At 53.7% G+C, this 15,757-nt stretch carries 14 protein-coding genes; 8 read left to right on the forward strand and 6 right to left on the reverse strand.

Annotation, left to right across the window (positions count from 1 at the left end; all coding sequences use genetic code 11):
- From GL2_RS00460 to rpsB, 6 genes are all read right to left on the reverse strand, one after another.
- Entirely contained in the window at positions 1-846 is an 846-nt protein-coding gene (locus tag GL2_RS00460; RefSeq protein WP_143728785.1) for a phosphatidate cytidylyltransferase, read from the reverse strand.
- Between the two features lie 128 nt (positions 847-974).
- On the reverse strand, positions 975-1,730 hold the full coding sequence (gene uppS, locus GL2_RS00465) for a polyprenyl diphosphate synthase (protein WP_143728786.1): 756 nt from the start codon (positions 1,728-1,730) through the stop codon (positions 975-977).
- On the reverse strand, positions 1,730-2,287 hold the full coding sequence (frr, locus tag GL2_RS00470; RefSeq protein ID WP_143728787.1) for a ribosome recycling factor: 558 nt from the start codon (positions 2,285-2,287) through the stop codon (positions 1,730-1,732). Before frr ends, uppS begins: the two co-directional genes overlap by 1 nt.
- Complete coding sequence (gene pyrH, locus GL2_RS00475) at positions 2,284-3,021, reverse strand: UMP kinase (protein WP_143728788.1); 738 nt, start codon at positions 3,019-3,021, stop codon at positions 2,284-2,286. Before pyrH ends, frr begins: the two co-directional genes overlap by 4 nt.
- 164 nt (positions 3,022-3,185) lie before the next feature.
- A complete protein-coding gene (tsf, locus tag GL2_RS00480) occupies positions 3,186-4,049 on the reverse strand; it encodes a translation elongation factor Ts (protein WP_143728789.1) in 864 nt (287 codons plus the stop codon).
- Positions 4,050-4,162: 113 nt separating this feature from the next.
- Complete coding sequence (gene rpsB, locus GL2_RS00485) at positions 4,163-4,909, reverse strand: 30S ribosomal protein S2 (protein ID WP_143728790.1); 747 nt, start codon at positions 4,907-4,909, stop codon at positions 4,163-4,165.
- Positions 4,910-5,217: 308 nt separating this feature from the next.
- On the opposite strand from rpsB, the gene map reads away from it, so the two are divergent.
- The 8 genes from map to GL2_RS00525 all read left to right on the forward strand — a co-directional run bounded on the left by map (position 5,218) and on the right by GL2_RS00525 (position 15,724).
- A complete protein-coding gene (map, locus tag GL2_RS00490; protein WP_143728791.1) occupies positions 5,218-5,988 on the forward strand; it encodes a type I methionyl aminopeptidase in 771 nt (256 codons plus the stop codon).
- An 81-nt stretch (positions 5,989-6,069) separates the two neighbouring features.
- A complete protein-coding gene (locus GL2_RS00495) occupies positions 6,070-8,781 on the forward strand; it encodes a [protein-PII] uridylyltransferase (RefSeq protein ID WP_143728792.1) in 2,712 nt (903 codons plus the stop codon).
- A gap of 29 nt (positions 8,782-8,810) precedes the next feature.
- Entirely contained in the window at positions 8,811-9,983 is a 1,173-nt protein-coding gene (dapC, locus tag GL2_RS00500) for a succinyldiaminopimelate transaminase (RefSeq protein WP_143728793.1), read from the forward strand.
- 56 nt (positions 9,984-10,039) lie between these two features.
- Complete coding sequence (gene nth, locus GL2_RS00505; RefSeq protein WP_143728794.1) at positions 10,040-10,708, forward strand: endonuclease III; 669 nt, start codon at positions 10,040-10,042, stop codon at positions 10,706-10,708.
- Between the two features lie 2 nt (positions 10,709-10,710).
- Positions 10,711-11,055 (forward strand): ArsC family reductase, encoded by a 345-nt coding sequence (locus GL2_RS00510; protein ID WP_143728795.1) that lies wholly within the window; start codon positions 10,711-10,713, stop codon positions 11,053-11,055.
- Positions 11,056-11,074: 19 nt separating this feature from the next.
- On the forward strand, positions 11,075-12,106 hold the full coding sequence (gene dapD, locus GL2_RS00515; RefSeq protein WP_143728796.1) for a 2,3,4,5-tetrahydropyridine-2,6-dicarboxylate N-succinyltransferase: 1,032 nt from the start codon (positions 11,075-11,077) through the stop codon (positions 12,104-12,106).
- Positions 12,107-12,203: 97 nt separating this feature from the next.
- The gene (gene dapE / locus GL2_RS00520) at positions 12,204-13,337 is read left to right on the forward strand and encodes a succinyl-diaminopimelate desuccinylase (RefSeq protein WP_143728797.1); all 1,134 of its coding nucleotides are present in this window, start codon (positions 12,204-12,206) and stop codon (positions 13,335-13,337) included.
- A gap of 332 nt (positions 13,338-13,669) precedes the next feature.
- Entirely contained in the window at positions 13,670-15,724 is a 2,055-nt protein-coding gene (locus GL2_RS00525) for a S9 family peptidase (RefSeq protein ID WP_143728798.1), read from the forward strand.
- The last annotated feature ends 33 nt before the right edge of the window (positions 15,725-15,757 follow it).

Consider the following 15,757-nt stretch of genomic DNA (forward strand, 5'->3'; position numbering starts at 1 on the left):
TTACAGGTACTTGGGTAATTCACTGGCAAGGGCAGCCATGGTAAATACCGGCAGCGCTGCAGAGAGACTATCCAGCCTATCCATAACGCCCCCATGCCCAGGCAATATGTGACTGCTGTCTTTAACACCCCGGTGTCGCTTGAACATACTTTCCAGTAAGTCACCGATCACAGAGGCAAGGGCAGTGACTAAAACACCAAAAGTAAAGAGAAGGGTATTCTTCAGGGGCAACTCAAACAGGAAGGAAGTCCCAAGCGCTAGAATCAGACAAGCCCCAAGGCCTCCAAAAAAGCCCTCCCAGGACTTGCCGGGACTTACCTCCCGTGCGAGCTTGCGCCGGCCATATTTGCGCCCGACAAAATAAGCACCCACATCGGCGGCCACAACAATAGCCACGACATAAAGAACCAACCAGGCTCCATGGTCGAGCCCGCGCAGGATCACCAGGGAGAGCCAACTGGGAACAAGAACCAGCAGGCCCACCATCCCCCGTACCCAACGATTGCCCCAAAGCATGGCGCTCGCTGGATAGCTCTGCACCCAGAGGAAAGCAAGCGCCCACCAACCGCAAGCCACTGCCAATATCTGGCGAGCACGATCTATATCCGGTGAGCCGAACTCCATGGAAAATACATACTGGGCTGTAAGCACAAGAGTGCCGCCCAAAAGAGCCAGAAATACGAAACGCAGGGCACGATTGAGATTAGATAGGTTGGCCCACTCCCAACCACCCAGCAAGACCACTGCGACAAAAACCAGCGTGTACCACTGTATGGGGAGGAAAAATAACACTCCTGCAAACAGTACCAGCAATACCAGCGCAGTAATTATTCTTTGTTTTAGCACCGAAAACCCCTTTCATCTGGACCTACTTTCCAACCTGCTATCACATTGCAGCCTGGAATACCCCGGCGAAATATTCCCAAAAACTTTACGCGGACAAAAAAATAGCCGCGCTTCTGGCCCGATATCGATCAGGCCTGCGCAGCTGTGTTCCCTTCATCAGTACGACCACCAAAACGGCGGTCGCGCTGCTGAAATGCCGCAATTGCCGCATCCAGGGCGGCCTCATCAAAGTCAGGCCACAGTGTATCTGTAAAGTAGAGTTCACTGTAAGCAGCCTGCCAGAGAATAAAATTACTGATACGCTGCTCGCCACTGGATCTTATCAACAGGTCCACCGGCGGCAAGTCAGCAAGCTGCATATTACTATCGAGAGCCTGCTCATCAATAGAGTCGACTGAGCGCTCGCCACTGGCCACTTGTTTTGCCAGCTGGCGCGCCGCCTGAGTGATATCCCAGCGCCCGCCATAATCGGCGGCAATAACCAAGTCACCCTGCCGGCCCTGCCGGGTAATCTCTTCTGCTTCCGCAATTGCGCGCTGCAATCGAGGCGAAAAACGATCACGCCTGCCTATCACCCGTAACCGTACACCCTCATCACACATACGGCGGGCCTCTTTGCGCAAGTAAGAGTGGAACAAACTCATTAATAGCTCCACTTCTTTAGGCGGCCGTTGCCAGTTCTCACTGGAAAAGGCGAAAAGTGTCAGGGCCTCAACCCCTCGCCCTCTGCATGCAGATAAGAGATCGCGTATACGCTCAACCCCAGCCTTATGGCCCGCAGAGGGTGATAGCCCCCTGCGGGCCGCCCAGCGGCCATTACCATCCATAATTATGGCGATATGCCTGGGACTGGAACTACTCAGCTGGGCACCACCGATACTCATTAAATTTCCATCAAGTCTTTTTCTTTGGCTGCGAGCGAATTATCGACTCCAGCAACAAACTGATCCGTAATTTTCTGGATCTCGTCGCTAGCGCGGCGCTCATCATCCTCGGAGATTTCCTTGTCCTTAACCAGGGATTTAACCTCCGCCAACGAATCACGGCGAATATTACGAATTGATACACGCGCAGTCTCGGCTTCACCTCGGGCCTGACGAATAAAATTCTTGCGGGTCTCTTCCGTCAGAGCTGGCATCGGAATGCGAATAACCGCACCTGCTGTACTGGGATTCAAACCCAGGTCAGACTTCATGATCGCCTTTTCGATATCAGGAACCAGGTTTTTCTCCCAGGGCGTTACCGATAAAGTGCGCGCATCTTCAACAGTGACATTAGCTACCTGGGACAAAGGGGTATCAGAACCGTAATAGGAAATATGGATACCATCGAGAATACTCGGGTGTGCACGACCAGTACGAATTTTATTGAAATTACCAGCCAGTGCGTCAAGCGCCTTACCCATGCGGGCCTTAGCGTCTTTTTTGATATCTTCAATCACGATTTCACTTCCTCTTCGATTAGCGTGCCTTCCACACCGCCCACGACAATATTGAGCAGCGCCCCGGTCTTATCCATGCGGAACACCCGCACGGGCATGTTGTGTTCCCGGCAGAGGCAGATTGCGGTTAAATCCATCACACCCAGCTTCTTATCCAGAACCTCGTCGTAGGTGAGCTGATCGTAACGGGTCGCACTCGGATCCAACACTGGATCAGCCGAGTAAACACCGTCTACTTTTGTGGCCTTCAGTACCAGCTCTGCCTCAATCTCAATCCCGCGCAAACAGGCTGCAGAGTCCGTAGTGAAAAACGGGTTGCCGGTTCCCGCGGCAAAAATTAGCACTTCACCCCGCTCCAGGTAGCGAATTGCCGCGCGACGATCATAGTGATCCACGATACCGCTCATCTGGATTGAGGACATCACCCGCGAGGAGATATTGGACCTCTCCAGAGCATCGCGCAGAGCCAGGGCATTCATCACTGTGGCCAACATCCCCATATGGTCGCCAGTTACCCGATCGAGGCCCGCAGCGCTCAGTGCCGCACCGCGAAACAGATTACCTCCACCCACAACCAGACCCACCTGCACACCAATACCCACAAGCTGGCCAATTTCCAGGGCCATCTTGTCAAGCACTTTGGGGCTGATACCAAAGCCCTGATCGCCCATCAGCTCTTCGCCGCTGAGCTTTAGCAGAATTCTTTTATATTTGCGGTCCTTAATACCGGGCATGCTTCGGTCCTCTCAAATGTACCTGTTTAGTGGCCAAGTATTGCCGCCGAACATTACAACAATTTCAGTCATTTACACAGAGGGGTGCTCCACCAGAGCCATTTAATAACCCGGCGGAAGCACCCCACTGCGAACGAGCACCAACTGGTACCCGTGATTTTCGATTAGGAAGAGGACTTAACCTGAGCGGCAACTTCCGCTGCGAAATCCACCTCTTCTTTCTCGATACCTTCACCCACCTCAAAGCGAATGAAGGAAGTTACGTCGGCACCGGCGTCTTTCACCAGTTTGCCAATACTTACATCGGGGTTCTTAACAAACGGCTGCTCGACCAAGCTGTTCTCTTTCAAGAACTTCTTGATGCGGCCACCCATCATTTTCTCAACGATTTCAGCAGGCTTGCCTTCCATATCAGGCTGAGCCTTGATGATGTCCTTCTCTTTCTCCAGAACGTCCGCAGGCATATCTTCAGGTTTGTTCACCTGGGGGTTTACCGCAGTAACGTGCATGGCAACATCTTTCGCCAAGTCAACCTCACCAGCGCTCAGAGCCACAATGGCTGCAATACGATTGTTGGAGTGTACGTAAGCACCCACAACCGGAGCCTCAACCAGCTGGATACGACGCACACCGATGTTCTCGCCAATCTTCTGCACCAGCGCTTCACGAGCAGTTTCCAGCTCACCATCCATCAGTGCAGCAACGTCTTGCTGACGATCAGCAAACGCCTTTTCTACAACCTTGGCAACAAAAGCTTGGAAGTTTTCGTCGCGCGCAACGAAGTCAGTCTCAGAATTCACTTCAACCAAAACACCGAAGCTGCCATCTTCAGCAACTTTGGCAGCAACAACGCCATCAGCAGCAGTACGGCCAGCTTTCTTGGCAGCCTTCAGGCCGGAGGCTTTGCGCAGATCTTCAATCGCTTTCTCGATGTCGCCATCCGCTGCGGTGAGTGCTTTCTTACACTCCATCATTGGCAGGCCGGTGCGCTCGCGCAGTTCTTTTACCATTGACGCGGTAATCGCCATGATTCATTCCTCGAGGTTCTGTCACTTAAAATTAGAAAAAAGGGGCCGTGATTCGGGCCCCTTTTTGAGTTCGCAATGCAACACTATTGAGTCACATCACTTCGCCGTGCAAATTACTCTGCAGCAGCGTCGTCATCGCTAGCTTCGACGTACTCATTTTTATTCACTGCGCTACCAGCTTCAGCTGCACCGGCGAGTACCGCGTCGGCTACAACAGTAGTGTACAGTTTGATTGCGCGAATAGCGTCGTCGTTACCGGGGATCACGTAGTCAACACCAATAGGGTCGCTGTTGGTATCAACAACACCAATTACCGGAATACCCAGCTTGTTGGCTTCCTGGATAGCAATACGCTCGTGCTCAACATCGATCACGAAGATTGCGTCGGGCAGGCCACCCATGTCCTTGATACCACCGATGGAGCGCTCAAGCTTCTCCATGGTACGAGTACGCATCAGGGCTTCTTTCTTGGTCAGCTTCTCGAAAGTACCGTCCTGGGACTGAACTTCGAGATCGCGGAAACGCTTGATGGAAGCGCGGATGGTTTTGTAGTTGGTGAGCATACCACCCAGCCAGCGGTTGCTGACGTAAGGCTGGCCACAGCGCTCAGCCTGCTCTTTGATAGATTTCTGTGCGGCGCGCTTGGTGCCAACAAACAGAATCTTTTTCTTTTGAGCGGCCATCCCCTTGACAACCTGCAGGGCTTCGTTGAAAGCCGGTACAGTGTGCTCCAGGTTGATGATATGAATCTTGTTGCGGGCACCAAAGATGTATTGACCCATCTTCGGGTTCCAGTAGCGGGTCTGGTGACCAAAATGAACACCAGCCTGCAGCATATCGCGCATACTTACTTGCGGCATAATAAACCTCTAAATGTACGGGTTAATCCTCCACACATCCCATGCGTCAACCCCTTTCGAGGCACCCAGACACATGTGCCGATGCGTGTGCGGCATTTTCACCCCGGGAGCATCCCAGAGCGGCGCGCTTTATACCACAATCCCGGGTCCGAGTGAAGGAAAGGCAGCAATTTGGCGTGCACAAGGGCCTCGCTGAGCAGGCCCGATTTGGTTGACTCCGGTGAACTATGCCGAGCTGCCGGCAATCCGCTACAATATCGCGCCGCGGTGGGCGCGGCCCGCCTTAACCTACAGACTTAAGGACACGCATGACCTCAGCCATAAAGACCCCGGAACAAATTGCCAAGATGCGCATCGCAGGCCGCCTCGCTGCAGAGGTCCTGGAGATGATTGGTGAGTATGTCGTTCCCGGCGTCACTACGGAAGAACTGGACCGGCGCTGCCACGAGCACATCGTCAATGTGCAAAAGGCTATCCCCGCTTGCCTCGGCTACCGCGGTTTCCCGAAGTCCATATGCACCTCCGTCAACGAAGTGGTATGCCACGGTATACCTGCAGAAAGCAAAGTGCTGAAAAAGGGCGATATCATCAATATCGATGTCACCGTTATTAAGGACGGCTGGTTTGGCGACACCAGTAAAATGTTCTTCGTTGGCAAACCTGCCGCACACGCTGAACGCTTGGTTCGCGTGACCCAGGAGTGCATGTACAAAGCCATTCAGATCGTGCGCCCCGGCACCACCCTCGGTGATATCGGCCACGTCATTCAACAGCATGCCGAGAAGAACTACTACTCAGTAGTGCGCGACTTCTGTGGCCACGGTATCGGCGATGTATTCCACGAGGAACCGCAAATCATGCACTACGGACAGCCGGGCACCGGCGAGGTGCTGCAAGAAGGAATGACCTTTACTATCGAGCCGATGATCAATGCAGGTAAGGCCGCTACCCGCGTCCTGGGCGACGGCTGGACCGCGATCACCAGGGACCGTAGATTATCGGCACAATGGGAGCACACTATGGCGGTCACCAGCGATGGGGTTGAAGTATTAACCGCGCGTAGCGAGGAGCAGCTTTAACCCCAGCGCTCGCGCGACCCACGGTAAAGATACAAAGACCCGCCGCCAGCGCGGCGGGATACAGCCAAATGGACTCATCCCATGCAGCCGGCCACTCTCCCCCACTTTGAACACCCCCTATTCTTCTTTGATCAGGCCAGATTTCGTCTGGATCTTGCCGCCGGTGAAAAGCACCCCCTGCAGGTTTTCAAGGATGCTGTTGGCGCAGCGGAACACCAGATGGCTGAGCGCTTTCGTGAGGGGGAGGATGTCAGCACCCTGATACATGAGCGCGCCCTTTTTATAGATTGTCTTCTGCACTACGCCTGGCACCAGCATGATTGGAAGCCCGGTATCGGCCTGCTCGCAGTTGGTGGCTATGGTCGTGGCGAATTGCACCCCTATTCAGATATCGACCTGCTGATACTCACCAGCGCTCCTGCAAACTCAGACACAATCGAAAATATTGAGCGGTTTGTAGCCTTCCTCTGGGACCTTGGCTTGGAAATCGGCCACTCTGTACGCAGCGTGGAAGAATGCCTGGACCTTGCCGAACAGGACATTACCGTGATGACCAATCTCACGGAGTCCCGCACAATAGTGGGCGACACCGCACCCGGAGAGCAACTGGCATCCTCACTGGAACAAAAGAAACTCTGGCCCATGGAGGAATTTTTCCACGCCAAGTTTGCCGAGCAGGAGGAGCGCCATAACCGCCAGCAGGCGGCAGAGTACATTCTTGAGCCCAATATCAAAAACTCCCCCGGCGGGCTGCGCGATATCCAAACTATCTCCTGGGTAGCTAAATATTTTTTCCGGGTACGCACCCTTAAGCAGCTGCAGGGCAAAGCGTTTTTTACCGAAGAGGAATTCGCCATCCTCCAGTCCGGCGAGAGCTTCCTATGGCGAGTGCGCTACGGCCTGCACCTCCTCGCCGGCCGCGCCGAAGAACGCCTATTGTTTGACTACCAGAGAGAGCTGGCCAAGCAGTTTGGCTTCGAGGACAGCGACACCCAGCTGGCAGTCGAGCAGTTTATGCACAGCTACTACCGGACTGTGATGGCCTTGCGTCAACTCAATGACGTATTACTACAATACCTCGGTGAAGCCATCTCAACGCCTGGCGGTGGGCAGAACCTCACCCCCATCAATGAACGCTTCCAGATTCGCGACTGTGCAATTGAGGTTGTCCACCCGCAGGTTTTTAACAAGTATCCCTCAGCCCTGCTGGAAATTTTTGTGCTGATGGCAAGAAACCCACAGATTACCCGGGTACGAGCCTCTACAACCCGGCTGATTCATGAACATCGGCACTTGATCGACCAGGACTTCCGCTCCGACCCCACCAACAGCGAACTGTTTATGCAGTTACTTCGCTCTCCTCGCGGACTTTCTTCACAGCTATCACGTATGACCCGCTATGGAATTCTCGGGCGCTACCTGCCTGAATTCGGGCGGGTTACAGGCCAAATGCAGCATGATTTATTCCATATCTACACCGTGGATGCCCACACTCTACAAGTTGTGCGCAATATGCGCAGCTTTCGCAGCCCGGAGGCGCGTGAGAAATTTCCTCTCGCCGCAGACATACTCGAACGTATGCGCCAGCCGGAATTACTGTACATTGCCGGTCTCTACCACGATATCGCCAAAGGCCGAGGCGGAGACCACTCCAAGCTGGGCGTGGTAGATGCCGCTGAGTTCTGCCAACGTCATCAACTGCCTGCACGCGATCGCCGACTGGTCTGCTGGTTGGTGGAGAAGCACCTGTTGATGAGCCAGGTATCACAAAAGCAGGACATCAGTGATCCCGAGGTGGTGCACGCCTTTGCCCGCGAAGTCGGCGACCGCGAGCACCTGGACTACCTTTACGCTCTAACGGTGGCCGATATCAATGCCACCAATCCAGAACTGTGGAACAGCTGGCGCGCCAGCCTGATGCGCCAACTTTATCAAGCTACCCAACACGCCCTTCGCCGCGGCCTGGAAAACCCGATCGACCGCGAGGAAATCATTGAGGAAACCCGCAGCCTCGCACTGGAAAAGCTGTGTGCCATGGGTCTCCCAGAAGTCTCGGTAGAAAATATCTGGGCACAGATGGGCGAAGATTACTTTGTGCGCGAGAGTGCCGATAACATTACCTGGCACACCGCAGCTATCCATGAGCTGCATAGCAATGCCCCGCTGGAGCAAAGTGATACCCTGGTGCTGACTCGTAACTCGGGCCCTGGTGAACATGACGGCGCCACCCAGGTATTCGTGTACACCCCGGATAGAGCCAATGTTTTCGCCGCCGCTGTCACCGGGCTCGATATGCTCAACCTGAGCGTGCACGATGCTCGCCTGTATAACTCCGCCTCGGGCTATACGCTGGATACCTTCTATGTACTGGATGAATCCGGTCAGCCGCTGCTTGACGAACCAAAGAGATTACAGCAAATTCGAACAACGCTGCAGCAGGAGCTGGCGTTGGTAGAGGACTACTCCAAGGTAATCCAGCGACGCACTCCACGCCGCCTGAAGATGTTCGAGCTGGAGAGCCAGGCGCACTTGTCCGCCGAACCCGGGGACCTCTATAGCACACTGGAAATAACCAGCGCTGACAGGCCCGGCCTTCTTGCGCGCATTGCACGTATTTTTATCGCCCACGACCTGCGCCTGCACAACGCCAAGATTTCTACTCTCGGCGAGCGGGTAGAGGACATCTTCCACATCACCGATGCCGAAGGGCGCCCCCTGTGCGGCAAAGAAGCTAACCGAGCTTTGGAAGAGGCAATCTGCCAGGAGCTGGACGAACACACAGCACCGCAATAACAACCATTCAGAGAGCGGACAAGACTGCCATGAACCCCAACCTGGAAAAGTTGCAGCCCTACCCATTCAGCAAACTGCACGCCCTCAAAGCGGGCCTGGAAGCAGCGGACAAACCGCATATTGCCCTCTCTATTGGCGAACCGAAACATACCCCACCAGAGTTTGTGCGCAGCGAATTGATTCGACATCTCGATAAGCTTGCATCCTATCCGCTGACCAAAGGCCTGGAGCCTCTACGTAAGTCAATCGCAGACTGGTTGTGCAAGCGTTTCCACCTAGACCGGGTTTGTGCGGACACCCAGGTACTCCCAGTAAACGGCACACGTGAGGCACTCTTCGCCTTCGCCCAAGCAATGGTGTCGCCGGGCAGCAAGGTCCTGATGCCCAACCCCTTTTACCAAATCTACGAGGGGGCGGCACTGCTTGCCGGAGCACAGCCACACTTTATCAACTGTGTCTCTGCCAACGGCTTTAAGCCTGACTTCGCCTCTATTCCCGAGTCAGTGTGGCATCAGTGCGAACTGCTATATATCTGTTCGCCGGGTAATCCTACCGGAGCACTACTGGAAACAGCTGAACTACAGTGGCTGATACAGTTGGCTGATCGCTACGATTTCACCATCGCTTCGGATGAGTGCTATTCGGAACTCTACTTCGATGAAGCATCACCGCCCAGTGGGCTACTGCAAGCCTGTAAGGAAATAGGCCGCAACGATTATCGCCGCTGCGTGGTGTTCCACAGTCTGTCGAAACGATCCAATCTCCCCGGTCTGCGCTCTGGGTTTGTTGCCGGTGACGCTCAACTGCTGGAAAAGTTTCTGCTCTACCGCACATACCACGGCTGTGCCATGCCACTACCAAACCAATACGCATCCATCGCCGCCTGGCAGGACGAGGAGCACGTACAGCAAAATCGCTCACTCTACCGGCAGAAATTTGATGCAGTACTCGATATCCTTGACGGCTGCGTCGAAGTAAGCGCCCCCCAGGCAAGCTTTTACCTGTGGCCGCGTGTCGGTGATGGGGAGCACTTTGCCCGCGAACTGTTTCGCCAACAGAACATCACTGTCCTGCCTGGTTCATTCCTTGCCCGTGAGAGCGAGGGCCTTAACCCGGGGGACGAATATGTGCGCATGGCTCTAGTTGCGACCCTTGATGAATGCGTGGAGGCAGCTCGGCGACTCAAGACATTTTGCAGCTAGGGCATTGCACCCAAACACAAGAATTACACTCCAGGAGCCCCCAGGCACAACAAAGAATGGCAGTAAAAAACTTACTCAAGCAGGAACGCGTGGATTTTATCCAACAGCGTCTTGAAGAACTTTACCCAGAAACCCCCATCCCCCTCGACCACAATGACTCTTATACGTTGCTGGTGGCCGTATTGCTATCCGCACAATGCACTGATGAGCGCGTCAACCAGGTCACCCCGGCACTCTGGCTACTGGCTGACAATCCCGTAGATATGGCACAGGTGCCAGTGGAAAAAATCCAGGAAGTCATCCGCCCATGCGGGCTGTCCCCACAAAAATCCAAAGCCATCAGTAAACTGTCACAGATTCTGGTCAACGAGTACCACAGCGCTGTGCCTGAAAATATGGCTGCACTTGAAACCCTACCAGGAGTCGGCCATAAGACCGCTAGCGTGGTAATGTCACAAGCATTTGGCCACCCTGCCTTTCCAGTGGATACTCATATTCATCGCCTCGCCCAGCGCTGGGGTCTCACCAGCGGGAAAAATGTCACCCAAACAGAAAAGGATCTAAAACGACTGTTTCCCAGGGAAAAGTGGAATAAATTACATTTGCAGATTATTTTCTACGGCCGGGAATACTGCTCTGCACGGGGCTGCGATGGCACCGTATGTGAAATCTGCACCACTTGTTACCCCAACCGCAAAAACCCCAAGAAAACCCAAAAGGCGTAACTGTGATTACTCTGTACGGAATTAAAAACTGCGACACTGTAAAGAAGGCCCGCAAATGGCTGGAAAAGAACGGGATCGATTACCAATTTCACGATTTCCGCGAAGACGGCATGGGCAATGTGCCCCTGAAAACCTGGCTGGATAAATTTGGGTGGCAGGAAGTACTGAACCGCCGCTCTACCAGCTGGCGTGCACTTACGGACGAACAGAAAAACGGCATGGATAATGACGCAGCCTTTGCACTCGCCAGTGAGACCCCCACTCTGATCAGACGCCCGGTAACCACCAGTGGCGATACCACCCACTTCGGTTTTAAAGAGGCCGAGTTCACCCAACTTGCCGGCTGATCCAATTAGGAGAAATACTATGAGCGATATGTATAGCATTGGTTTTGGCGTTGGTACTTGTAACAACAAGGGTGACTGGCTGGAAGTTTACTATCCAAAACCGCTGCTGAAACCCGATGCAGATGTGGCTGCAGCAGTCAAAGAAACCCTGAATATCGGCGAAGGCAATTTCAGCCTGTCGCTGGACCCTGCCCAACTGCACCCCCTGGAAAAGAAGCTACGGCAGCTGGGCGCTACCGAGCAGGCGGACATCCTGCAGCAATTCACTATTACCCAACGACCACTTGCTGCAGTGGTACTCTCGACCGACGAAGCACCTCAATCTCTCCCCGAAGCCTACTTGAAGCTGCACTTGCTCTCCCACCGCTTAGTGAGGCCCCACGAAACCAAGCTTGACGGCATCTTTGGCAAACTGGCCAATGTGGCCTGGACTAACCAGGGGGCGATCGACTTGGAAGAGCTACCCCAGCGCCAACTGGAAGCCCGGCTGAAAGGAGAACACCTGGAAGTATCCTGTGTCGACAAGTTTCCCAAGATGACAAATTACGTGATCCCCACCGGAGTCCGTATTGCCCATACTGCCCGCGTACGTCTTGGTGCCTACCTTGGCGAAGGCACCACCATAATGCACGAGGGCTTCGTGAACTTTAACGCTGGCACAGAGGGGCCTGGCATGATTGAGGGCCGCATTTCAGCAGGTGTGTTTGTCGGCGCAGGTTCTGACCTGGGTGGCAGCAGCTCCACCATGGGCACCCTGTCAGGGGGTGGCAATATTATCATTTCCGTCGGTGCCAATTGCCTACTTGGCGCCAACGCAGGTATCGGTATCCCTCTCGGGGACCGCTGCACTGTAGAAGCGGGCCTCTACATCACCGCCGGTACCAAGGTGGCCCTACTGGACGACAGCGGCAAACTTGTTGAATATATTAAGGCGCGCGAACTGGCTGGAAAATCTGATCTGCTGTTCCGCAGGAATTCCACTAATGGTGCGGTGGAATGCCTGACTAACAAGAGTGCAATTGAGCTCAACGAAGCGCTACACAGCAATTAATTTTGAGCACTGCGGGGCCAAGCCCCGCGCAACCAAGTTTCTGCCGCCGTTATAACTCTCTGTCCGGCCTTACTCATCCAAAAATAAGGAATGCTTCGTGACCCCCACCCTGCAACTCGCCTTCGACCTTATTCGGCGTCGCTCCGTAACCCCTGAAGACGCAGGCTGTATGGAAATGATGATCCAGCGCTTGGAGAAAATTGGCTTTGAGGTAACTAAGCTGCGACGTGGGGATACCGATAATTTCTGGGCAGTGCGCAACGGGCAAAATAACGGCCCGCTACTTGCCTTCGCGGGCCACACTGATGTGGTGCCCAGCGGCCCAGAGGAGAATTGGAGCAGTCCCCCGTTCGAACCGGAAATTCGCGATGGTTTTCTTTATGGGCGCGGCGCGGCCGACATGAAGGGTTCGCTTGCTGCAATGGTAGTGGCCTGTGAAGAATTTATCGATCAACAGCCGAACCACAGCGGGCGCATCGCCTTTTTGATTACCAGCGACGAGGAAGGCCCAGCTACCAACGGCACCGTCAAGGTTGTTGAGTGGCTCCAAGAGCAGGGAGAGAAAATTGACTGCTGTATTGTGGGCGAGCCCTCCAGCAGCGAGCGCGTAGGAGATATCATCAAGAATGGGCGACGCGGCTCCCTGGGGTTGGAATTGAAGGTGTCCGGTGTGCAGGGGCATGTTGCCTACCCCCACATGGCGGAAAACCCAATTCACACCCTGGCCCCCGCGCTGGCCGAATTAGCCGCAGAAAAGTGGGATCAGGGCAATCAATTTTTCCCCGCCACCAGTTTCCAGGTTTCCAATATCAATGGGGGCACCGGAGCAACCAATGTGATTCCCGGTGAAGTGGAATTACTCTGTAATTGGCGTTTTTCTACGGAGTCCACCGCCGAAGAACTGGAAGCCCGTGCCTGCGCAATTCTGGATAAGCACAACCTAAAGTATGAAGCTAATTTCAATTTGTCTGGGCACCCTTTCCTCACTGCCGAGGGCCCACTAGTACATGCTGTGGAACAAGCTATCCAAAAAATTACCGGGAAGGAAACTGAATTATCGACAGCCGGGGGTACTTCCGACGGCCGTTTTATTGCACCGACCGGAGCGCAAGTAGTTGAGCTGGGGCCGGTCAATGCAACTATTCACAAAGTGGATGAGAGAGTCGAAGCCAGCCATCTGGATGTGCTCAAGGAAATTTATCGGGAAGCGCTAAAAGAACTTCTTGCATAAGCCCACCAGCCTCCAAACGAGCCCAACCTTTGAATGAGGCAATATTCCCAAAAGTTATTTTCGAGCGTCTCCAAAAACTAATAAAGTCTGGCAAAAGAATCTCAAAGTGGCCCATGCTCTCTACTGATTTGATCAGCACTAACCTGATGGGAAATGGAAGATGAAAATTTGGTGAGCAACTCTCACCTTTTAGCAATAGCAGGCTTACAAGCCCGCTGATGCCCCACGGGTTATCGTACTGGATACGCAGGTCAGCTTATTGGCCCCCTCCCCGATTTCACCTGCGGTATGCTCCACCTGACTACAATAAAATGAGGAGGAGCCCGCAGATCATGAATCGGCTATTAAAACTTGTCGGCGCAATATTTATTGCCAGCCCCGCAGCCGCCAGCGACCTGACACCCAACTTCAGCTATGAGGATGTGTTCAATCTCGAGTACGCCAGCAGCCCACAATTCAGTAACGATGGAAAAAGTATTTACTACGTCCGTAATTCTATGAATAAGATGGCGGACAATAAACGAGCCAACCTGTGGCGTATCAGCACCGATGGTAAAGACCACCGCCCACTGACCTCAGGTGACTACTCTGATTATTCACCGCGCCTGTCCCCGGACGGCAAGGTAATTGCCTTTGTCAGCACCCGCAGCGGCAGCCCGCAGATCCACCTATTATGGCTAGACAACGGCCAAAACCTGCAGATTTCCCATCTGCCCAAAGCCCCTTCGAATATTCAGTGGTCACGGGACGGCAAGCAAATTGCTTTCACTATGTTTGTACCAGAGAGCAGGCCTTTGCCGGTTGAACTTCCCGGAGCTCCTGAAGGTGCAAAATGGGCAGAGCCGCCACAGTTCATCGATCGTAGCATTTATCGCGCAGACGGTATGGGCTACCTCAAACAGGGGCACACCCAGGTCTTTGTAATTCCCCGTGACGGCGGCACCCCCCGTCAGCTCACAAGTGGCGAATACGACCACAATAGCAGTCTCGCATGGAGTAAAAACAACGACGCTATTTATTTTTCCGCAAACCGTCACCCCGATCATGAGATCGAGCTGATGAACTCGGAAATTTACAAAGTTAATCTCAAGAATGGTAATTTTGAGCAGATAACAGAGAGGTTTGGGCCCGATCACCACCCGCAGATGTCTCCCGATGGAAAAAAACTCGCTTATCTGGGCTTCGAAGACCAACGGCTCGGATACCAACAGCATTCCCTGCGTATCATTGATCTCAATAGTGGCAAGTCCCGCAAGGTTCAAACCGTCAAAGACCGCAGTATTTCCAGCTTCCACTGGCTGGGTGATAGCAAACGTATCGCCTATAGCTACGATGATCACGGCTCCACAAAAATTGCCATCAAGAAAATTGGTGACAATGAAACTCTGGCTGTCAGCGATGCCGGTGGACTGTCACTGGGGCGCCCCTACTCCGGGAGCAACTTCGCAGTATCCAAGCGGGGAGATATTGCCTACACGCAAACTAACCCACAACATCCAGCAGAACTGGCACTGGCCCGCAGCGGTAAAGTAAAAACACTGACCAGCCTCAACAGCGACTTGATGCCCTTGCGCAATATGGCCCATGTAGAGGAAATCAAATATAAGTCCAGTTTTGATGACCGTAGCATACAAGGCTGGATCGCCTACCCGCCCAATTTTGACCCGAAGAAAAAGTATCCACTTCTGCTGGAAATTCACGGAGGCCCCTTCTCTAACTATGGCCCCCGATTCGCCGCCGAGGTACAACTTTTTGCCGCCGCCGGCTATGTGGTTCTTTACACAAATCCACGAGGCTCCACCAGCTACGGGCATGAATTTGCCAACCTGATCCACCACAACTACCCGAGTCAGGATTACGACGATCTGATGTCCGGCGTCGATGCAGTAATCAACCAGGGTTATATTGATGAGGAGCAGCTATTTGTTACCGGCGGCAGCGGAGGCGGCACCCTGACCGCCTGGATTATCGGTAAGACCGATCGATTCCGAGCTGCAGTGGTTGCCAAACCGGTCATCAACTGGGAGAGCTTCGTCTTGACTGCGGATTATTCCAGATTCTTCACTAAATACTGGTTCTCAGGTATGCCCTGGGAAAAACCCGAGGAATATCGTCGCCGCTCACCCCTGACTTATGTAGGTAATGTCACCACACCAACCATGCTGCTTACCGGAGAGGAGGATTACCGCACCCCAATGTCCGAGACAGAGCAGTTCTACCAGGCACTCAAGCTGAACGATGTGGAAGCTGCTATGGTACGCGTTCCGGGCGCATCTCACAGTATTGCCGCGAGGCCCAGCCAGATGATTGCGAAAGTTGCTGCTATTTTGTACTGGTTTGACCAACATAAGCCTGAGCGGGAAAGCGAAGACTTAGCAAGTAATTAGTACATTGTCCTGACCAATTGGTAAAGGCGGCCA

The organism is Microbulbifer sp. GL-2, from assembly GCF_007183175.1.
Classification (GTDB): domain Bacteria; phylum Pseudomonadota; class Gammaproteobacteria; order Pseudomonadales; family Cellvibrionaceae; genus Microbulbifer.